General features: G+C 54.9%; 16 protein-coding genes. 7 read left to right on the forward strand and 9 right to left on the reverse strand.

The genetic code is table 11. The features are described from left to right. Positions 1-27: 27 nt before the first annotated feature. The 3 genes from rsmB to def are packed head-to-tail and all read right to left on the reverse strand — an operon-like array spanning position 28 to position 2,833. Positions 28-1,362 (reverse strand): 16S rRNA (cytosine(967)-C(5))-methyltransferase RsmB, encoded by a 1,335-nt coding sequence (gene rsmB, locus HUF18_RS04590; RefSeq protein WP_225691295.1) that lies wholly within the window; start codon positions 1,360-1,362, stop codon positions 28-30. Beyond that, the gene (gene fmt / locus HUF18_RS04595) at positions 1,359-2,309 is read right to left on the reverse strand and encodes a methionyl-tRNA formyltransferase (RefSeq protein ID WP_225691296.1); all 951 of its coding nucleotides are present in this window, start codon (positions 2,307-2,309) and stop codon (positions 1,359-1,361) included. Before fmt ends, rsmB begins: the two co-directional genes overlap by 4 nt. Continuing rightward, a complete protein-coding gene (gene def, locus HUF18_RS04600; RefSeq protein WP_225691297.1) occupies positions 2,309-2,833 on the reverse strand; it encodes a peptide deformylase in 525 nt (174 codons plus the stop codon). The genes fmt and def overlap by 1 nt, the downstream gene beginning before the upstream one ends. A gap of 111 nt (positions 2,834-2,944) precedes the next feature. Here def and HUF18_RS04605 point away from each other — a divergent pair, with 111 nt between their 5' ends. Together HUF18_RS04605 and dprA are read left to right on the forward strand one after the other, a co-directional pair. Further along, positions 2,945-4,006 (forward strand): LysM peptidoglycan-binding domain-containing protein, encoded by a 1,062-nt coding sequence (locus tag HUF18_RS04605; protein WP_225691298.1) that lies wholly within the window; start codon positions 2,945-2,947, stop codon positions 4,004-4,006. Positions 4,007-4,015: 9 nt separating this feature from the next. Then, a complete protein-coding gene (gene dprA / locus HUF18_RS04610; protein WP_225691299.1) occupies positions 4,016-5,104 on the forward strand; it encodes a DNA-processing protein DprA in 1,089 nt (362 codons plus the stop codon). Between the two features lie 26 nt (positions 5,105-5,130). Here the strand turns inward: dprA and HUF18_RS04615 are convergent, their stop codons facing one another. From HUF18_RS04615 to HUF18_RS04640, 6 genes are all read right to left on the reverse strand, one after another. Next, positions 5,131-5,361, reverse strand: a complete 231-nt coding sequence (locus tag HUF18_RS04615) for a hypothetical protein (RefSeq protein ID WP_225691300.1) — start codon at positions 5,359-5,361, stop codon at positions 5,131-5,133. 177 nt (positions 5,362-5,538) lie between these two features. Beyond that, the gene (locus HUF18_RS04620) at positions 5,539-6,033 is read right to left on the reverse strand and encodes a hypothetical protein (protein ID WP_225691301.1); all 495 of its coding nucleotides are present in this window, start codon (positions 6,031-6,033) and stop codon (positions 5,539-5,541) included. 707 nt (positions 6,034-6,740) lie between these two features. Further along, entirely contained in the window at positions 6,741-7,007 is a 267-nt protein-coding gene (locus tag HUF18_RS04625; RefSeq protein WP_225691302.1) for a hypothetical protein, read from the reverse strand. Positions 7,008-7,878: 871 nt separating this feature from the next. Next, positions 7,879-10,908, reverse strand: a complete 3,030-nt coding sequence (locus tag HUF18_RS04630; RefSeq protein WP_225691303.1) for a transglutaminase-like domain-containing protein — start codon at positions 10,906-10,908, stop codon at positions 7,879-7,881. 20 nt (positions 10,909-10,928) lie between these two features. Beyond that, the gene (locus HUF18_RS04635; RefSeq protein WP_225691304.1) at positions 10,929-15,056 is read right to left on the reverse strand and encodes a hypothetical protein; all 4,128 of its coding nucleotides are present in this window, start codon (positions 15,054-15,056) and stop codon (positions 10,929-10,931) included. After that, positions 15,053-17,803 carry a carboxypeptidase regulatory-like domain-containing protein gene (locus HUF18_RS04640; RefSeq protein ID WP_225691305.1) on the reverse strand — a complete coding sequence of 917 codons (2,751 nt, stop codon included), beginning with the start codon at positions 17,801-17,803 and terminating at the stop codon, positions 15,053-15,055. Before HUF18_RS04640 ends, HUF18_RS04635 begins: the two co-directional genes overlap by 4 nt. Positions 17,804-18,048: 245 nt before the next feature. Between HUF18_RS04640 and HUF18_RS04645 the strand changes: the two genes are divergently transcribed. The 5 genes from HUF18_RS04645 to HUF18_RS19835 form a co-directional block, all read left to right on the forward strand. Beyond that, positions 18,049-18,594, forward strand: a complete 546-nt coding sequence (locus HUF18_RS04645) for an L-threonylcarbamoyladenylate synthase (RefSeq protein ID WP_145467267.1) — start codon at positions 18,049-18,051, stop codon at positions 18,592-18,594. A gap of 31 nt (positions 18,595-18,625) precedes the next feature. After that, positions 18,626-19,579 carry an oxygen-dependent coproporphyrinogen oxidase gene (gene hemF / locus HUF18_RS04650; protein ID WP_225691306.1) on the forward strand — a complete coding sequence of 318 codons (954 nt, stop codon included), beginning with the start codon at positions 18,626-18,628 and terminating at the stop codon, positions 19,577-19,579. A gap of 10 nt (positions 19,580-19,589) precedes the next feature. Next, positions 19,590-20,420 (forward strand): shikimate dehydrogenase, encoded by an 831-nt coding sequence (aroE, locus tag HUF18_RS04655; RefSeq protein ID WP_225691307.1) that lies wholly within the window; start codon positions 19,590-19,592, stop codon positions 20,418-20,420. A gap of 50 nt (positions 20,421-20,470) precedes the next feature. Then, complete coding sequence (locus HUF18_RS04660; RefSeq protein WP_225691308.1) at positions 20,471-21,169, forward strand: VC0807 family protein; 699 nt, start codon at positions 20,471-20,473, stop codon at positions 21,167-21,169. Between the two features lie 196 nt (positions 21,170-21,365). After that, positions 21,366-21,521: transposase (locus HUF18_RS19835; RefSeq protein WP_225691492.1), on the forward strand; the 156-nt coding region annotated here is incomplete at its 3' end.

Consider the following 21,521-nt stretch of genomic DNA (forward strand, 5'->3'; position numbering starts at 1 on the left):
ACACGGTTGGCGTGTCCCCCGTCGCGCTTACTGCGTTTTGTGCAGCAGGGCGTAGTAAAAACCGTCGTGGCCGTCGCGTTGTGGCAGCAGCTGACGCCCGGCATTACAGGCGCTTCCCCAGCAAAAGTCCAGTGTCTGCAGTTGTGCATCACTGTTGGCATCAACAAAGCGGCGGATTTGTTCGCTGTTTTCCTGCGGTAAGACCGAACAGGTGGCGTACAGCAAACGGCCGCCCGGCTTCAGCAGAGACCAGGCGGTATCCAGCAATTGCGCCTGAACCTGTACCAGTTGCTCGATGTCTTCGCGGCGGCGCAGCAGCTTGATATCCGGGTGGCGACGAATCACACCGGTGGCCGAGCAGGGTGCGTCGAGCAGAATCGCATCGAACAGCTCGCCATCCCACCAGGCGTCCGGGGTGGCCATATCGGCGCACACAACCTCGGCGCTGAGCTGCAGGCGGGCGAGGTTTTCATGCACCCGTGGCAGGCGGTTTTCTTCAATATCCAGCGCTACGACACGGGCGTCTGCGCTTTCCAGCAGATGGCAGGTTTTACCACCGGGAGCGGCACAGGCATCGAGAATGCGTTCGCCGTCCTGCGGCGCCAGCAGCATTGCCGCCAGTTGCGCGGCTTCGTCCTGCACGCTGAAATCACCATCGGCAAAACCGGGCAGTGCGGTGATATCGCAGGATTCGGCCAGATAAATACCAACGGCACTGTGTTCGGCAGGGCGGGCTTCGATACCGGCCTGCTGCAGGCGTTCGAGGTATTGCTCGCGGCTGCCATGGCGCTGGTTCACGCGCAGGCACAGCGGTGGGCGCTGGTTATTCTGTTCGAGAATGTCCTGAAACTGTTCCGGCCAGGCTTTGCTCAGCATTTTGACCAGCCATTTCGGGTGGCTGCTGGCGGTTACCGGGTTTTCGTCCAGTGGTGGGGTCAGGCTTTCGTATTCGCGCGCGTAACGGCGCAGGCAGGCATTAATAACGGATTTGGCGTAACCCTTGCCCAGCTCTTCGCAGACTTCGACGGTGGCGTGCACGGCGGCATGCGGCGCTTTCTTCTGAATCTCAAGCTGGTACAGACCGATGATCAGCAGGGCAAATAAGTCCTGATCTTCTTCGCCAAAAGGCCGGCTGAGCAGCATCTTGGCCAGTGCGTTCAGGCGCTGAAAATGACGGCAGCTGCCCAGTGCCAGATCGCGCAGAAAGCCGCGGTCAGCCAGATCGACGCGCAGTTCCAGCGGTGCCAGGCATTGGTTAAGGGATTGTCCGGCGAGGACGGCGCTGAGTGCCATGGCCGCCGCACGGCGGGCACTCAGGGTGGTGTCTTTGGCTTTACCCCAGGGCGAGGTCGCGGCGCTCAAGGTTGCGACGCCAGCATGTGGTGCGGCTGAAATAACTGTGGCTGACCATTAATCACATCGGCCACGTTCATGGCTTTTTTGCCGGCTAACTGTACCTGAGTGATACGTAATACTCCTTCGCCACAGGCGATTTCCAGACCGTCGGCGCTGACTCTGGCGATAGTGCCTGGCAGCAGCTGGCTCGGTTGTTCAAGGGCTTCGGCCATAAGTACGCGGATGCGCTCATCGCCAAGCAGGGTGTAAGCCATCGGGAACGGGTTAAAGGCGCGCACGCGCAGCGCAATCTCTTCTGCCGGTTGTTGCCAGTTGATGAGAGCTTCTTCTTTCAGCAGCTTATGGGCGTAGTTGGCCTGTGCATCGTTTTGCTTTTCCGGCTGCAGGGTTCCGGCTTCAAGCTGTGCCAGAGTATTCAGCAGAGCGCCCGGGCCCATCTCTGCCAGACGGTCATGCAGGGTGCCGCCGGTATCGTCAGCCAGAATACCGGTGGTGACTTTGCTCAGCATGTTGCCGGTATCCAGACCCTTATCCATCTGCATGATGGTGATGCCGGTCATTTTGTCACCGGCTTCAATGCAGCGCTGAATCGGCGCTGCGCCACGCCAGCGTGGCAGCAGCGAGGCGTGTACGTTCAGACAGCCGTGTTTTGGCGCGTCTAGTACGCTTTGCGGCAGAATCAGGCCATAGGCGACCACGATCATGACGTCGGCATTCAGGCTTTTCAGCTGTTCAACATCGGCCGGATCTTTGAAATTCAGTGGCTGAAAAACCGCCAGATTATGTTCGAGTGCAACCTGCTTTACCGGGCTTGGCTGCAGCTTCTTACCGCGTCCGGCGGGACGGTCGGGTTGGGTATAAACACCGATCACCTCATGCCCGCTGTTGATCAGCGCCTGCAGATGAATGGCTGCAAACTCCGGCGTACCGGCAAAAACGACGCGTAAGGCCATTACTTCTTACCCTGATTGCGGGCTTCGAGTTTGTGCTTCTTCTCGAGTTTGTCTTTGATGCGGTTACGCTTCAGCGGCGAGATATAGTCGACCATCAGTTTGCCTTCGAGGTGGTCAGCTTCGTGCTGAATACAGACCGCCAGCAGGCCGCGGCATTCCATTTCAAAGGGTTTGCCATCGCGGTCGAGGGCTTTGACCAGACAGTGCTCAATGCGGGTAACGTCTTCGTAGAAGCCGGGAACCGACAAGCAACCTTCCTGCATGGTTTCCATTTCGCCGTCGAGCACGGTGATTTCCGGATTGATAAATACCAGGGGCTCGTTTTTATCTTCCGACACGTCGATGGTCACGATGCGCTCGTGTACATTGACCTGAGTGGCCGCCAGACCAATGCCCGGTGCCTGATACATGGTTTCGAACATGTCATCGACGATGGCACGCACCCGGTCGTCCACCTCAGCCACAGGTGCGGCTTTGGTACGTAAACGGGGATCCGGGTATTCTAAAATTTCGAGTATGGACATAGAGTTGCTGTGCTTTTATAGAACTAAGTGGTCGTGACTTGCTAAGATGGCTGCCGAACAGTGATTTTCAATGCGCGATCGCAGATCCGCTAATAATAAAGGGAATACAGGATGAGCAAAACCATCAAGCGCATTCTCGTTGCTGGTTTGATGTGTCTTTCAACCGGTGCCATGGCGCTGGATCTGAAATCCGATGCGCCACAACGCTATGTGGTTAAAAAGGGCGATACCCTCTGGGATATCTCCGAACGCTTTACCAATGACCCCTGGCAGTGGCCGGAAATCTGGTATCAGAACGGTCAGATTAAAGATCCTCACCTGATTTTTCCGGGTGACGAGATCGGCCTGATCAGCATTGATGGTGAAACTCGCGTGACCGTCACCAAGCGTGGCGAAGGCAGCCGTACCGTGAAGTTATCTCCGGGTACGGTAAAAATGCAGCCAACCGCCCGTGTTGAACCGATTGAGTCTGCAATTCCTGCGATTCCACAGGATGCCATTCGTGGTTTCCTGCGTGAACACCGTGTAGTGGCTCCGGAAGTGCTGGAAAAAGCACCACGTGTTTTATCAGGTGCCGATGCCCGCATTCTGATGGGCGCTGGCGGTAAAGTGTATGCCCGTGGTGATTTTGGCCCTCAGGTTTCCAGTGCCTACGGCGTGTTCCGCAAAGGTCAGGTTTACCGTGATCCGGAAAGCGGCGAAGTGCTGGGGCTGGAAGCGCTGGATATCGGTATGGGCCGTGTACTGGCTCATGATGATGATATTGTGACGCTGGAACTGGAGCGTACCAATCAGCAGGTATCCGTTGGTGACATGCTGCTGCCGACCGAAGACCGCGATCTTATTGCCAACTTCTACCCGAAATCTCCGGAGCGTGCGGTTCAAGGCCAGATTCTGGCGGTATCCGGTGGCGTGACTCAGGTGGGTCAGTATGACGTGGTGGTACTTAACCGTGGCGAGCGTGATGGCCTGGTGCCCGGCTCTGTACTGCTGATCAAAAAAGCCGGTGCTGTGGTGTATGACCGCGTTGCCGCTGAACGGGTACGCTTACCGGAAGAACGTGCCGGCAGCCTGATGGTGTTCCGTACGTTCGAAAAACTGTCCTATGCACTGATTATGCGGGCGACTAAGCCGCTGCGTGTCGGCGACAAGGTGGAATCCCCGAACCAATAAGGACTGTTTATGCTCAGGGACGAGCTGTTACTCGCCTGGTGGCGTCTGGCAAAACTGCCGGGCGTCGGCAGCGTTACTCTAGGTGATATCCGCCAGAACCTTTCCCGTCCGCACGACCTATTATCCTGCACCGTCGCGCAGCTGGAGTCTTTTGGCCTGAAGGCCGATGCCGCTGCGCGCTGGCTGGATGATCCTTCCTTGAGTGATGGTTTTGATGTGTTGCAACGCTGGCGCAATCAAAGCCGTTGCGGTGTGTTGCTGGCGGGTGTGGCTCCGTATCCTGAAACGCTTGCCAGCCTGCGCGATGCCCCCACTTTTCTTTATTACCATGGTGATCTGGCCTGTTTCAGTCAGCCAATGATCGCCATGGTCGGCAGTCGTAACCCAACCCCTTATGGTGCAGAATGGGCGCAGCAAACAGCCAGTCAGCTGGCGGCGGCTGGTCTGACGGTCGTCAGTGGCATGGCGATTGGCATTGATGGCGCCGTGCATCAGGGAGCGCTTAGTTGTGGACGCACCATTGCGGTACTCGGCAGCGGCCCGGATGTGATTTATCCGCAGCGCCATCTGGGACTGGCGCAGATGGTGATGCAAAAAGGACTGTTGTTGTCGGAATTTGCCCCGGGAACAGAGCCCCAGGCCAAACACTTTCCTTCTCGTAACCGCATTATCAGCGGCCTTAGTCTTGGTACTGTGGTGGTGGAAGCAGCGATTAAAAGTGGCTCGCTGATTACCGCGCGGCAGGCAGCAGAACAGGGCCGCGAAGTCTTTGCCTTACCCGGTGCAGTGACCAATCCGCTCAGCCATGGTTGCCATCAGCTGATCCGCGAAGGTGCCTGCCTGGTACAGAATGCGCAGGATATTCTGCAGGAGCTGAACCTGTTGCCGGAAAAGGCTCAGACTCAACTGGAATTAACCGAACCGGTATCTGCCGCGGTGCCGGTATTGGTTACTCAGGTGGATTACAGTGCTACCAGCACCGATGTAATTGCCCTGCGCAGCGCCTTACCCATCTCGCAATTATTACCGCAACTCCTCGACCTTGAATTGCAGGGCTGGCTGGCACAGGTGCCAGGCGGTTATATGCGGCTGAAGTAACAGCCGCAATAACGCTACTAACTCTGTTACAACAGCCGCAACAAAAGCTGTAACAACAGAAAAAGAAACAGCGCGATCAGCAGCAGATAGCCGATTACGACCTGTACATACTGCGACTTGTTTTCCCCGGCTTTATACCAACGGCCAAAAGCAAAAATACGCTTATTCTTCAGGCCACTGATCAGCACGCCGATCACAGTAACTAATGCGATGCTGATGAAATAAGGCAGCCATGCAATATCGGCAGATGTTGGCATTGGTGTCTCCGTTTATAAAAGATAAAGCTGTTGGTTATTGGCCTCTGTTCAATGGTCAGGAATTTTGACTGGCAATAACAATCAACAGACCAATAAACAGCCAGAGCAGAATTTCAAATACCAGAATTTTCTTCTTTTGCATAACCCCTCGCTGGACTGTTTCTCATCGCATTCTGCTCAGCGTTGCCACATCAGTGAGACGACAAAATACAAAGGTAACGGCATAAATATCCAGCCCAGTACCAGATTGCGGATCCGGCTGAGCTGACTCCGGCTTACCTGGCCTGAATCCGGAAAGCTTTTCAGATCGCCGAAGCGCTGCTTCCAGAACCAGCGCAGCTGGCCGGATGGCAGAAAAACAGCGCTTGTTGCCAATGACAGCAGCACAATCTCTGGACGGATATATTCAGCGCCACCGATAAAAATAAGCGGCGTGATAATGGCAATAACCGGTGCCAGCAGATGATTAATCAATGGCCACCTGCGGCCATTGGTTTGCTCTTCCAAATAGCACCACCACTTAACCGACATCAGCGGCAGGATAGCAAGCAGAGCACTGCCTGCCACCATCCCTGTTTTCTGAATGACCGAGTTACTGGTGATGCTGCTGATATTCAGCCAGTAAATCAGAGTGGTCAGTATAAGCCAGAGGAGAAATCTGATTCTGATCAAAACGACGTTTCTTTTTTATAGAGAGTAACAAATAAGTGAATAAAACCATACTGATCACTGAAAGTGAAATGCTACAAACGATGTTATCAAAAATGATAGGTAGGCAAATACCAAGAAAGATCCAGAGGAAAAAATAATCTCCAAATTTATCGTTATCTGCCATGTCTGAACCGCACTGTTTATATGGAAGCCCATTCTGCGAATCAAGGTCCATAGAAAATCTGAATCTGTAAAGAATTCCATGATGACAACCACAATTAAAGCAGATTATTCAGGTGCTTTTAACATTATCGACTGGCCAAGGACGTCTGCTACACAACTCCATCAGTGTGAAAAACACGAAGGACTGAACAGCCAGCCAAGCACTAATATCAGGGCAAACACCATACTTCCCTGGATTAGATTGTATATAGCGCCCCCCTCATCACCTTTCGAAGGCTTAAATGAAAGGAACGCTATGTATATAAACCCGGGGACAATGGCCATTAAAATAACCTCTTCCGAGGTTAACGTTGGCCAATACTGGGTTTTATATGGGAATACGAATAATTGGTAAAAAAAGCTTAAAACTACCCCATACCCATAAAACCATAACAAGTGGAGATTCTTCTTTCGTTGAATGAACCACCAATATATAAGAATAAACAGCACACCCAGGGCCGCCAAAGACCATGTATTTTCGAATGAAACACTCTGACACAATGAATTTAGCCACATATCCAATGATCCTGTTCTGACTGTGTCAGGTTACTTAATAAAAAATACAGGTTGGCCTGTGTAATAAGCCAGGTTTTCTGACCTTCTGCAACTGAAAGCAATAAATCTTTAACCATATTGATGCCGTTCGATAGACTGCCTTTGGTGCTTAACATTTCATTCGATATATCCATATATACCACCCTTCGGGCGACATTGCTGTGCAAAGCTGCTCCTGCTGTTTTGTGTTCAGAAACAAGATGCACCATCGTACTCATGGCTGTACCAGAAGTACAGTTGTAAGCCATTGCTGGGTATTTTCTAAATTTTCAGGGCTCGCGCCACAGGTTAAGCGCTCATGCTATTCGCCGTTAATCGATTTATTCTGCAACCTTATAGTCGATAGTGAACTGGTGATTCAGTTTACTATACAAAGGATTAATCCAATTTGTTTGTCGTGGATAATTCGGTAATTTTTCAGATTTTATAAAGTCTGGGTTAAAGTGATGAGAATCAGATGTGCCTTAAATTTTCTTTTTAATGAAAATATAAATCAAAATGCTGAGTAGTATTACGAGTATGCTGGCAATAACCCAAAGAAACGTCTCACATCTTTGATGTAATTACATACCCTGAAGCTGAGCGTGTATAAACTGAACCGTCGCACAGTTGGTAAATAAAATAACCAAGTAGTGTGACGGCCGCAAGAGCAATGCCAAAGCTATCATTAAGATCTTCAGGTTTTTTAGTCAATGCTCTTGTCATCCATGGTGGGTGCAAGCTTCCAGTAAAAGTAGCCTGCAAAAAATTAATACTATTTTAAACAAAAATCCACACAGCTAATGTCTTGTCTGCTTGAGTTTCTGCAGACAAGACAGATACCACTTGAGTGTACAGTGAACGTGATTGCCAGGTTGGAATTACACCTACTATGTTGGATGCTTTCCCAGCACCTATAGAATCAGATCAATTATTCAAAGAGAGCCTAGAATATTTTTCCACTGCTTCGTATCCATACTAAGGATGAGATCCATAGCATCAGTAAAATAAAAAAACTCTTCCAGCCCAGAGTGTGAATTATCCAATTTTGTGTCGCTAAAGTTATTAATAAAATACCATAAAAAAAAATGGTCATAATAATTTTAATTCTCATAGAAACCCAGAAAGCCCGATTAAGTATGACAGTATTGCTCTTACTGCTGTTCCAATGCTATTTGGAATACCACCGACTACTGCTGATAAAATATACGTTACCTGGCCTTTAACATCATCCCACCGAAGGTTGTCATTAAAAATTAATTCTAATACGATAATATGAACGGCTATAGATAGTGCAATAGCTATCAGTACGGGGCTTATAGCAGCACCAAGCAGTAGGCCCTGAAAAGCAATTGCTGCTATTCCAAATATTGCGACACCCGCAACAAATAATTCTCCACCATTCTCCCCGCCACCAATCAGATAAGCACCGGCCCCGGTTTCCGGATCCAGCACAATATAACCAACCTGACTGCTGCCAAAGAAGCTGATTGGCTTTTCATGGGCAGTCACTTCTTTGCCGGCGTATACCGAATTGCGGATATCCGTTTCAACAGATGCTGGCAACTGCAGACCATTTAATGCGATGTCGAGGTTAGTTCGTGTGATGGTCCAGATTTTCTGGCCTTCGGCCGCTGCCAGCTGTAAGGCTTTGACTGCACTGATACCGTTTGCCGGACTGTCTTCAGTGCTGAACATCTGCTCGGGAACCAGATGCTCCATCGCACTCAGACGTGCACCGGAAGCGCGGTTGTAATTAATCCATTGCTGAGTGTCGTTATTTTTATGCGCCAGCAGATGTGTGATGTGATCAACGTCCATTACCAGACCGTCCATCTTCACGTTACGCGGAATACCAAACCAGTACAGCGGCGTCACATTGGTTTTGAATAAACCGTAGCTGGGTGCCTTATAGCTCACCATATTGGCCTGACGGGCCGCGATATCATCCTGCACATTATTCAGGGCAAAGTAGCTGAGGATGGTGGCGTAGAGTAAATCACCAACCAGCTGTTGTTTGCCAAGGTCGGTGTAATCTTCGGCAGTGATTTTCTGTTGGGTGTTTTCCAGATCATTTTTCAGTGCATCGGCCTGTGCCGGGCTGACGCCATGCAGGTCGAGCGCCAGTGCCCGGTATTCGCCGGCAATCGGTTTGTTCTGCGATGTACGCCAGCCACGGCCGGGCTGCCAATAACCCATTTCTGATAACAGCTCAGTACCCATGGTCACGCTGCTGCTTGTCGCCGCTGCAATCTCACTGCCAATGGTAAATTCGCCGTTCAGATGAATCAGGTAACCGGGCAGGGTGTCGGGCACAGCCGCCGGGTCGATGTCGCCATTGGCATCCGGCTCAGGCAGATAGCTGGTGAGGGTTTGCTCATCGGCTTCTGAAGCCGGGGCAAATGACAGAGCCAGCTTTTTACCGGCCAGCAAGGCGGTTGGCTGATTAATGCTGAGCAGAATATTGCCCATCTGCCCGTACTGACTGCTGCCCAGCGTGTATTTGAATTTCCAGCGCTGGTTGTCGGTCAGGGCCGAAGCCACCAGTTTGCGGGTACGCAGTTCGTACGGCAGTGAAGCCGCCAGTGATTCACGCACAACGGTCTTGATGGCAGCCGTACCCAGTACATCGCCGACGGTGGCGTCGGGAGCCTGGCTGTTGATGTAGTCTTCCAGCTGAGCCTGATAGTTGGTCAGTGCCTGCTCGACATCCTGCTGTGGAATACCCTGTACCCAGCCTTCGTCTTCATTAACGGTGCTGTTTTGTTCAAGGCTGTCGGCCAGCGCCTGGGCATCAAAAGGTACGGCCTGATCAAGGCCCATACCGTCCTGATATTCATATTGCTTGTAGCTGGCATCCATCGGAATCCAGCTGTCACCGACGCTGTGCTTTGCCCCACGGCTGGGTAAATAATCGATCCAGGCTTCAACCCAGACATGCTCCAGTTCGAAGTGCGTCACCTGACCACCGCTGACCAGCATCTTGCTGGGCACGCCGCCCTGGCCGAGCAGATTGCCGGCGGCTTCCGGTACCTGCACATTACCAACCCAGTTCATCACGCTGGCGGCGGGCATACGCACGGTACCAAAGGCGTAACGGGCTGGAACATTGGCGGCACGCAGCAGGGCAACCAGCAGGCTGGCGGTATCGAAGGCGTTACCTTTCTGATAAGTCAGGGTGTATTCAGCGCCCTGCACCGAACCGTAGCTGGGAATATATTCAACGTTATTACGAACCCACTGATAGATCGCGACCGGATCGTTATTCAGCTCACCGGCTTTGGCAATAATGGCCGGACTGAGCGGTGCGTCGAGGGTGGCATCCAGATCGGCCTGAACCGGGCCGCCGGGATTGCCCAGCATGTCCGGGGTGATGACGTTACTGGCCAGTTGTACGCCCTGCTCAAATAACGGCAGGTCGTAACGCTGACTCAGCAGTTTGGCATCCTGTGCCGGTTCCGGTGTCAGTTTCGGATCTGGTGTGCCCCACGGCAGTTGTTCCGGATCAAACGGATCACGCGGGTTACCGATACTGAAACTGTTCAGCAGGTTGTTCAGGGCGTTGAGCTGTTGCTCCTGATCATCCAGCGATTGCTCTTGTGTGGCTGCCGTCAGTTGTTCCTGCAGTTGTTGGTAGCGGGCCAGAATCTGCGTCTGCAGTTGCTGCTGTCGCTCCAGCACAACGGCCGGCAGGCGATGCTCCTGCAGACGGGCGGCTTCCTGTGCGAGGGAATTTTCGGTGTCCTGGCGCAGCTCATTCAGACGCTGCTGAAACCGCTGGCTGGGATTATCCGGCAAGGCATCCTCGCCAAAGCCAACAAAGCTCAGCGCACGGCTGACAAAGCCCTGCTCAGCATTCTGTTTGTTCAGCACCTGTTGCCGCTGCTGGCTGATATGGTCGCGCAGATTGGCCAGCACCTGATCAAGCTGCTGATTGTCCTGCAGCCAGCGTTGCTGTTCTTCCAGCTGCTGTTGCTGGTCAATTTCCACTGCAACCGCCCAGGACGGCCAGATCACCGCATTCAGAAAAACAACCAGCACCGCGCGTGCAATAAGACGCAGCGGGCGGGATGAGCGTGGAGCGCTGTCCAGCAGCAGCTCCTGTTGCAGCAGAGGCATAGAAGGGGTTCCTGAAGTCATAACTGAATTCCGTTTCATGATTATTGCGCCAGCTTCTCGCCGACAAACTGAATATGACGCTGTAGCTGCTGACGGGCACTGGCGACATCGTCTTCATGGCCAACCAGCAACAGGTCGGCGGCCAGCAGCAACAGCGTCTGCGCCTGATACCAGTGCTCTTTGTTGATGGCTTCGTGGGCCAGCTTGAACTTCAGCCAGGCATGGCGGTAGTTCAGGCGATACCAGTAGTCCCAGGCCAGGCTGTCGAGCAGTGCCTGGGTTGCCGCGAGTTCCGGGGTGGCGCTGGCGCCGAATGCAAAGCTGGCCTGCGCCTGTTGCAGCTGCTGATTGCCGTCGACGGTGGTGGTCAGCAGGCCGATGCTCTGCTCACCGTCGCGGTCGGCCAGTTTGATGTACAGACGTGATGCCAGAGTCTGCTGCTCTGCCAGCGTCAGGGTTGCCAGCCAGTGTTCATCCTGCTGAGCAAATATGCCGGGAACCAGCAGCTCAGCACCTTCCGGCAGCAGCAGTTCGCTGACTAAGCTGACGGCACCGCGGTTGTTCTGCCACTGTACGTTCAGTGGCAGTACGGCAGAGCCCAGGGCCGGCAGTTCCTCCGGCTGGATCTGTTGCAGTGCCTGCAGAATCAGTTCGGCATAGCTGCTGTCAGCCCCGGCCTGAGTGGCCTGCAGTAACAGGTCGAAACCAAAGAACAGGCTGCGTCCTTTGCCATAGTCGTAGCCGGTGATGGCGCGGCGCTTAACATCGAAAATGTCGTGCGCTTTATGCTCGCCTTTATCCAGCCAGTGCCAGTTATGCTGCTGGTCGTCTCCGGCCAGCGCGTATTCGGCAAGGGTTTCGGCGCCGGTCAGCCAGATACCCTGAACCTTATCGGCCAGCGGCAGCTGGGCATTCCAGGCGCTGCTCAGGTCAGAGTTGTGCACCTGTAATTCCCGCGCCCATGGATGACGGCCAATCACCGCCACACCCAGTGCCGATTCCAGCCACAGGTTACGTTTATCGAAACCACCGGCGACGATCAGGCCTTTACCGGCGAAGACCGCTTCGCGCAGCTCTTTCTGTACCTGCCAGTGCAGCTGCGGACGTTCGGCCAGCAACAGGTAGCTGCTGTAACCACCGAGACGGTGCTCGCGGGCAAAGTCATCGGCGCTGTGTACCAGCGTGTATTCCCAGCCAGCGTCCTGCAGCAGTTGTTCGATAAAGTCGTTCTGCTCATTCACATCCGGGCCGTTGAGCGGGCCGAACGGGTCGGCATTACGCAGATCGTCATCGCTGTGCCACGGATGCCAGGCCAGCAGGCTGACGTCTTCGTACAGTTCATTAAGTGTTAATGGGCGGTCGCAGCTGCAGTCGAAGGTCCAGGACTTCTCAACCTTACTCAGCCAGTTACGTTTAACCGACACTTCAACCCGGTACTCTTTGCCCAGTCCGGATGATGACTGCACCAGCACTTCGAACTGACCGCTGGCCTGAGCTTTCACACTGAGATCGGTGTTGGCCTTGCCGTGGCGATGGTTGATTTCGGTATCCAGCGCGCTGACGATCTCGGTATCCAACAGCTTGCCATCCGGGCCGTAGAGGCGGATTTCAATCTGCTGAGAGGTGTTCAGTTCGGCGCCGAAGTCGAAGCCAACGCGGATGTCCTCAAGAGCAGAACACTGACGCGGAGCATCGGTCAGCACCAGCACGCGGCCAGGGCCTTCACTGCTGATGGCCGTGGATACTTCAGGCGCCTGCACTTCAAAGCTGTCACTGGCCAGAACCTGCCAGGTGCCGTTGATGTTGGCTTCCAGTACACAGGCATAACCACCGTAAGCCTGTCCTGCGGCGCTGAAGTCGGTGTGCCAGGTAAATTCATCATTGCGGCCGATATCGGCGCTGATTTCGGTGCGCTGCAGCAGGGTTTCGCTGTCCGCCTGAATCAGGCTGTAAGCCAGCTGAGTCCCCAAAGCCGCTTCCGGCGCCCGGTTGCGTACCGTGAAATCACAGCGGGTGCTGCCGGTATGATAGATACGGCTGTCTGCGGCCTGAACGCTGCCCAGCAATTCCTGCAGTGCCAGAGACTGCACGCGGAATCCGGCCTGCGAACGGCTGAGTTCCTGACCGCTGGCAGCATCCAGTATTTTCCACACAGCCTGATACTGTCCCTGACTGGCGTCGTTCAGGGCCAGCAGGAAGCTGAAGTCTTCCATTGACGACGGTGCGAGGCTGCCCAGATCACGGCTCTGGCGGAAAACTTCTGTGCCATCCGGCGCATACACCAGCAGTTCGTTGCGGGTGGTCGTCAGCGGCGCATTGCTGGAAGTATTCTGCAGACGGGCGCTGAGGTTAACGCTGTCCCAGCGGCCGTAAACCGGTTTGTCGGTATACAGGCTGGTGGCCAGACTCAGCGCGCCGCCACTGTTAGTCACAACGCTGAAGGGGGCTTCGGCCACTGCGGTTACGCGGCCATCGGCGCGCAGCAGTTCGGCCCGCACGCGGTAGTTACCGGCAATCAGATTGCCGATGCTGAAGTCATAACCATTGATGGTTTTATCTTCCAGGCTGGTGAAACTCAGGGTCTGTTCGTTCAGCTGGCTGACCAGTACGCCCTGTTCATCGACGATCTGCAGGCGGAAACCGCTGCTGGTATCGCCTTCGTCCTGATTGCGGACCTGACTGCTGATAATGACCTGTTCTTGCGGCCGGTACTGAATACGGTCGGTACTGGTCGACAGCGCCAGAACGGTTTCAGAAACCTGCACCGCGCGTGAGCCAAGGCCATCACGGATCAGGTTGCCGTTCACATCGCGGTAGGTCATTTCCAGTTCATGGATAACCAGACGTGTTTCGCCGGGTTGCAGGTTGTGCAGCTTCAGGTCGAAACGGATATCGGCAATCTGACCGACATCAAAGGTCGGGTAGCGCCACTCCACTTCCGACACCGGAGTACCGAGGCGAACGTCGGCTGGGGTTTCACTGAAGGTGCTCTGTTCGATATCAATATCGGTGGCGGCAATGCGGTCGATAACCCGCACATCACTGATCATTGGCTGAATAACCCGGATCACCAGCGACAGCGGAAGCGCACTGGCAGCCTTCTGGTCGGTGGCGGTAAAGGTCAGCAGTTTGTCACCGAGGTCGGCCATGGACGGCGTCCAGCTGAAACGCACCGCGCTCGGGTTGCCCTGAGTCAGGCTGCTGACGGTGGCACCGGCAGGCAGGCCGAGGTTGTTGACGAACACTTCGTCGTTGAGGTCGCTGTCGCTCGCCTGAATATCCAGGGTCAGCGTCTGGCCAACTATGGCATTGATAATATCGCCGGTTGCCGGTGATGGTGGCTGATCAAATACCGGTGGCTGGTTATCGACGAAGTCGCGCAGGTTGATAATAAAATCGACCACCACGGCGCTGCGCGGCTGATCAAACTCATCCAGATCTTCGATGGTGACCGACAGGGCATAGAGTCCGAGAGGTTCGTTCTGGCTGCCGGCACTCCAGTCGACATAACCGGTGCTGGTATCCAGCGTTAAGCCGGTGGGATTGCGTGAGATACCTGACTGGCCAAGTGGCGTCAGGCTCCAGCGCAGATGGTCATTGTCTTTATCAACGGCAGGGACAGAGAAACTGCAGTCACCACGGGCGCAGCTGACAATCGGTGGCAGGCTGCTGACCGGAGAGCGGTTGCCGCTGCTCAGATCAACATTGGTATGCACCCGGTAATTACTGTTGGCAGAGTTACGCAGCGAGCCGATGCGGCAACAGACCGATAATGATGCCACCCAGGGCTCACCATTACTGCGCACCTGTGACGGATATTCGTGGCGCACGGTGCCGGACTCCAGCCCGGCCTGACGGGCCTGACCGATAACCCAGTCTTCCTTAGTGTTAAGGGCGATGACCTCAAACTCATAGTTAGCGGATTTACCATCGCCGAAGCTGATACCTGCCGGACGGAAGACACTGCCCAGCTGCAGGTTGCCGAAATTGCTGCGGCGGAAGGCCACCACAATACGGAAGTCGACGGTCGTTTCACTGATCTCGGGACGAGGCTCCCAGCTGATATGACCATAGCGGGCATGGGAAGCCTGACTGGCAGGACTCAGCAGCACGGCGCACAGGCTCAGCAGAGCCAGGCACCAGATTTTAAAATGGGCCGGAAAAATCATTCGCCATCAACTCCTTTGATCAGAATGCGTACCTGTGAGCGGCGCTCGGCGCCCGGAATCAGTTGTTGCGGGGTGAGGTCCTGCTCCACCTGCAGGCGTACCGTTGGCGGCACGAACAGCTGTGCGGCCTCAGGGGTTCCCTGAGTGGCAGCCGTGTCGAGGGTCAGGGTCAGCGGGTAATTACCACTGCGGCTGATCTGTTGCTGCAGGTTTTCCAGCGTCAGCTGCAGATTGGTCTGCTCCGGCGTGATTTGCAGATCCTGACGACCACTGCTCAGGATCTGGTTGTCCGGGTCGGCCAGAGTCCAGCTGAGACTGGCGTCGACCGGCACGTTGGAAGCATTACGCAGTAATGCCCCCAGCGTCAGATCGGCGTTGCTGTCGAGCAGGGCAAAGGCCGGAGTAATTTCTGCGGTCAGAGATGGCAGCGCCTGTGTCGGCTCGATCAGCAGAGGTGCTGCCGCTTCAGCCAGTACCTGGCTGGTGTCGGCGTCCAGGGCCTGAATGGTCACCCGGTATTGCCCGGGAACCTGACGGCCGCTGTTCCAGCCCATGGCCAGCTCAACATGGCGGCTTTCATTCGGTGCCAGCACTTCAGTAGCGTCACTCTGATGCTGTTTGTAGTGTCCCCAGGCTTCGGCGTTATCGGTATCCGGTAACGTCGGCAGATCGGCCCCCGGGAAACGGTCAAGAATCTGGTTGTTGTTGTCGGTGATCAGCACATACAGCAGCAGGCGGCGCTCACGTACCGTGAGGTTGGTCAGCGTGGTGCTCAGTGCAACCCGCTGATAGGCGCCGTAGGCTGGCTGGCTGGTGGTGACCTGGCTGACCTGAATGCCACCGGCGTTGGCTGGCATCAGGGCGATATCCATGGTCAGGGCGCGTGGCTGGCTGAGGCTGACCGGTGCGGAACCAAAGACGTAACCGGTGGCGTTGGCTCCGATCACAAACTCCAGGCTGGTAATGCCATCGAGCTGATAGAAGCCGTTACTGTCGGAGGTCGTGCTGCTGCCAAATACGCTGACCTGAGCACCCTCAATCGCGGCTCCGCTGTCGGCATCGGTAATACGGCCGGTAATACGGGTTGTGCTCACCGGCTCGCTGGCGGTCAGCAGAATATCTCCCAGTGCAGCGCGGCCGGTGGCCGGTACGACGACACTGAGCAGCACGCTGTCATAACCCGGGCGCGACAGCATAATCTGCTGCTCGCCTGCCAGCGGTGACGGGATGGTAAAGCGGCCATCGCTGCCGGACAGCACCGCTGAGGCATTACTCAGCTGCTCGGCCTGCACATCGGCCAGCGGTTGTCCGGTCGTGGCATCCAGCACCCGGCCAGACAGTTGCAGCGGCACGGTGGGTTCTGAATCCGGCTGCAGCTGCACAGAAAACTCTGCTGCGCTGCCGGCCACCAGATTGGCACTGGCGCTGACGCCATGGTAACCGCTGGCGCTGATCATCAGGCTGGCACTGCCAGCACCTGAGCTGAGCTGATAGGAACCATCGACCGCGGTCAGGGTATCGGTTGTGGTACCAGCCAGAGTGACCTGCACCAGAGCCTGAGCGACCGGCAGGCCGGTATTGGCATCGCTGACCACACCACGCACCAGACTGGTGGTCGGCGCCAGATTCAGGCGGATATCGCCCAGATCAATCAGCTGCCCGGCTTTAACGTTCAGCGTCTGTGAGGCGGTCAGATAACCATCGGCTTCGTAGGTCAGGCGGTAGCTGCCTTCTTCCAGACCGTTAAGTACAAAGCTGCCTTGCGCATCGGATAACAGATCGGTAGCACTGAGCGGCGAGGTGGTAATACGTACATTAGCCAGCGGCTGTGCGCTGCCGGCATCGACCGTACGACCGCGAACCGTGGCCTTATCCGGTGCGGTTGGCAGGCTGATATTGGCACTCAGATACAGCGCCTGTACAGCCAATGCGGTGGTAAAGGCATCATCCTGCCAGGAGCCATTGCCCTGCTGCTGCAGTTTCAGCCAGCTAAGGGTGTTGGCGTAGCGGGTAACATCGGTGGTCAAAGGGACAACCACGAGCAGGAACAGCGCCGCCTGCCAGTCACTCTGCCAGCTGCCGTTGGCGGCGCTCAGGCTGTACAGATATTCCTGACCTTTATTCAGAGATTCACCGACGTTGTACACATAGAGATAAGGGGTAACAGCGCGCAGAGTCAGGGCGGTGATATAAGCGGAGGAGGCGGTGTCGCTATCGAGGGCAAAGCTGCCGTCACTGCGCTGCTGGGAGAGCAGGAAACCGATGGCTGCCGAGGTTGCCGGTGAGGCCCGGTTACCGGCATTGGCCAGTACCTGCAGAGCAAACAGGGTGTCGTAGACTGAGCTGTCGAAGCCGTTTTCGTCACCAAAGCCGCCATCACTGTTCTGCCGCAGTGCCAGTGTGGCCAGGTCGTCGGCGAATGGCTGGCCGAGGCGCAGGTTGGCGCTGATGCGTCGGCTCAGCAGCTCGGTCTCATGTGCATTGAGACCAGCCAGATAGGTTGCGAGCGTCTGGGTATTGAGATGATCCAGCTGCCCGGCACTGGCAAATGCCTGCAGAGCCTCGGTACTGGCCTGCCAGTCGGTGGCTGCCATGGCATTGCTGCGGAAGGATCCGTCCGCCTGCTGCTGGCTGCTGAGCCAGGCCAGTCCGCGGGTTATATCGTCAGACGTTGCGGAAGTGTGTGCGTGAAGCATGGCTGGCAGCAGTGCCAGCACAATATAGAAAACTCTGAACCAGACGTTCATCGGTTGCCCCTGAGTTGTTGAAGCAGGCCTGAAAACAGGCATGCATCGTCCCTGAAAAGTCGGCGAGGCTACTGACCTGAAATGACAGGTTCAATCTTGTCTTACGATAATCATTCTTAAGTCTTAGGCCTGAATTGTCCTAATACAGCAATGATGACGAAACAGCGTCAGCCGGGCCTCTACTTGCCGCTCCCGGCACCTTGTTGTAGGGTGCCGCCTTTCCCTTCATCTGCGGGTTTTCGTCCGTGAATAAATGGCATCTTGAACTGGCTGCTCACAGCATCCGCTCCGGCGGTGTGCTGGCCTATCCGACCGAGGCGGTTTGGGGCCTGGGTTGCGATCCGCGCAACGAGGCGGCCATCAGCCGTATTCTTGAACTTAAGAGTCGTCCGGCGCACAAAGGATTAGTGTTGGTGGCATCCTCATTGCAACAGCTGGATGAGTTGTTGTTGCCGCTGAGTGACAGCGATCTGGCAACCGTTAATGCCACCTGGCCGGGCCCGGTGACCTGGGTGTTACCCTGCCGCCGTGAGGTATCACCATTATTACGTGGTCGCCATGAATCGCTGGCGGTACGTGTTACCGATCATCCGCTGGTGCGTGCACTCTGTGATGAAGTTGGCCCGCTGGTCTCGACCTCGGCCAATCCGGCGGGGCGCGAACCGGCGCGTTCAGCATTGCGGGTGCGGCAATATTTTACCGACCGTTTGGATTATGTTTTGCCGGGAGCACTGGGTGGCCGTGCTCAGCCGTCGGAAATCCGCACGCTGACAGGTCAGCGTTTGCGTTAACAGGCCGTGAAGGCCTCAGAGGAGAATATTTATGAGCCAGGCTCATTCGGGCTGCGATGTGGCAGCGGTTAAAGCGTTTCTGCTGGATCTGCAGGACCGCATTTGCAGTGCACTGGAAGCACAGGACGGTAAGGCGCAATTTCAGGAAGACTCCTGGGAGCGCCCGGCGGCTGAAGGTGATCTGGCATTAACCGGTGGTGGCCGTACCCGCGTGATCGCCGATGGTGGCGTGATTGAAAAAGGCGGCGTGAATTTTTCCCATGTGCGTGGCGCTCGCTTACCGGCGTCGGCAACGGCTAATCGTCCGGAACTGGCCGGACGCAGCTTTCAGGCGCTGGGTGTGTCGCTGGTGATTCATCCGCACAATCCTTATGTGCCGACTTCCCATGCCAACGTACGTTTATTTGTCGCCGAAAAAGAAGGCGAAGAGCCGGTGTGGTGGTTTGGTGGCGGTTTCGATTTAACGCCGTTTTATCCCTATGAAGAAGACGTGGTGCACTGGCATCAGACCGGCAAAGATCTGTGCGCACCTTTTGGTGAGGGTGTTTTTGCCAAATACAAAAAATGGTGCGACGACTATTTCTACCTTAAACACCGTGACGAAAGCCGTGGTGTCGGCGGCCTGTTTTTCGACGATATGAACGAGTGGGACGGCGAACTGAATTTTGAAAAATCCTTCGCCTTTATGCAGGCGGTGGGCAACGGTTATATCGATGCTTATGTTCCCATCGTGGCGAAGCGCAAAGACACGCCTTATGGCGAGCGCGAGCGTAAATTCCAGTGTTACCGCCGTGGCCGCTATGTGGAATTTAATCTGGTGTTTGACCGTGGCACGATCTTTGGTCTGCAGACCGGTGGCCGTACCGAGTCGATTCTGATGTCGCTGCCGCCGGTGGTGCACTGGGATTACGACTGGCAGCCGGAACCCGGCTCGGCCGAAGCAAAACTTTATACCGATTTCCTGCCCCATAAAGAATGGGTGTGAGGCTGTAGTTATGACCGATCTTTATGCTGTTGTGGGCAATCCCATTGGCCACAGCAAATCGCCGCAGATTCATTCTGCATTTGCCGCGCAGACCCGTCAGGATCTGCTGTATACCGCGCAACTGGTACCGCTCGACAGCTTTGAGCTGGCACTGGATAAATTCTTTAAACACGGCGGCTGTGGTGTGAATGTGACCGTGCCCTTTAAAGAAAACGCCTGGCGTTACGCCGATGAATTTACTCCGCGTGCACAGCGTGCACAGGCGGTAAATACGCTGAAGAAAATGTCTGATGGCCGCATTCTTGCCGACAACACCGATGGTGTGGGTCTGGTGCGTGATCTGACGGTGAATCATGGCGTGACAATAACCGGCAAACGTATTTTGTTGCTGGGTGCTGGCGGTGCGGTGCGTGGTGTGCTGCAGCCCATTCTGGAGCAGCAACCGGCAGAGCTGATTATTGCCAACCGCACGCTGAGTAAAGCCGAAATACTGGCCGCGGATTTTGCCGACTTAGGCAATATTAAAGCCGCCGCATTCGATGCACTGGACGGCAGCTTCGATGTCATCATTAACGGTACATCGGCCAGCCTCAGCGGCGATTTACCGCCACTGTCTCCTGCCGTATTAACGGCAGGCACCGTTTGCTATGACATGATGTACAGCACGCAAACCACAGTGTTTAACCAGTGGGCGCTGGATAATGGCGTGGGCAAAGTGATTGATGGTTTAGGCATGCTGGTTGAACAGGCGGCCGAAGCTTTTGCTCTGTGGCGTGATGTTCGTCCGGAAACCGCAACGGTGATTACAGTACTGCGTGGTGAGCGCCGTCAGCGCCGTTAATGCGCGCTGACGGCATTTCTGATCCGCCTGATTTTTTATGGAAACCTTTAATGACCACCACCTCAAGCAGCAAGAAGAATCATAATTTTTTCAGTAATCTGCTGTTCAATATCGTTATCCCAACACTGATTCTCACCAAAGCCAGTGGTGACGATATGCTTGGCCCGACACTGGGAGTTATCGTGGCGCTGGCCTTCCCGCTGGCCTTTGGTCTGTGGGATCTGAAAACCGCCGGCAAAGTGAACGCCTTTTCGATACTGGGTATCGTCAGTGTATTACTGACCGGTGGTATCAGTTTGCTGCAGTTGCCGCCGGAATACCTTGCGGTAAAAGAAGCATTAATTCCGGGTCTGATTGGCATTGCGGTATTGCTGACCCTGAATACCCGTTACTCGTTATTGCGCATGATTATTCTGAATGACGAAGTGATCGACACAGAAAAACTGCAGCAGGCAATTGCCGAACACGGTGAGGAAGAGAACTTTCAGCGTCACCTGACGATGGCCAATAAAATTATCGCCGCCTCATTTTTTCTGTCATCAGCGCTGAACTATGGTCTGGCGCGCTATATGGTAACCGCCATGCCAGGTACCGAAGAATATAACGAACAGCTGGGTGCAATGACGGCGATGAGTTATCCGGTGATTGTGCTGCCGAGCATGATTATTCTGGCCCTGGCGATCTGGTATCTGTTCCGCAATATCCACAAGGCCACCGGTCGCGGACTGGAAGATTTTATGCGCCAGTAAGTTTGGCGCAGAGAAATACGGGACATAAAAAAACGAGCCGGAGAGCCACTTCTGTCCCACAGTTTTAATCAACACCATAAGTAGCAAAAACATTGTTTCAACATCAAGGCCTGTTGCCTTCCAGGGGAACTTTGTAGTGGTCTAATCAATCCGGACACCCGCTTAGGTGATAAAATCACAACCCAAGAGGTGTCCAATGAAAAAACAACGTCGTATTTTTACTGCAGAGTTCAAGCAAGAAGCCGCCAGCATGGTGCTCGATCAGCAGCGTGCTGTTTCCGAGGTTTGTCAGGCGCTGGATATTGGCGATACCACTCTGCGGCGCTGGATTGATCAGTTACAGGAAGAACGC

Source organism: Thalassolituus sp. ST750PaO-4 (genome assembly GCF_020320405.1).
GTDB classification, from domain to species: domain Bacteria; phylum Pseudomonadota; class Gammaproteobacteria; order Pseudomonadales; family Oceanobacteraceae; genus Venatoribacter; species Venatoribacter alkanivorans.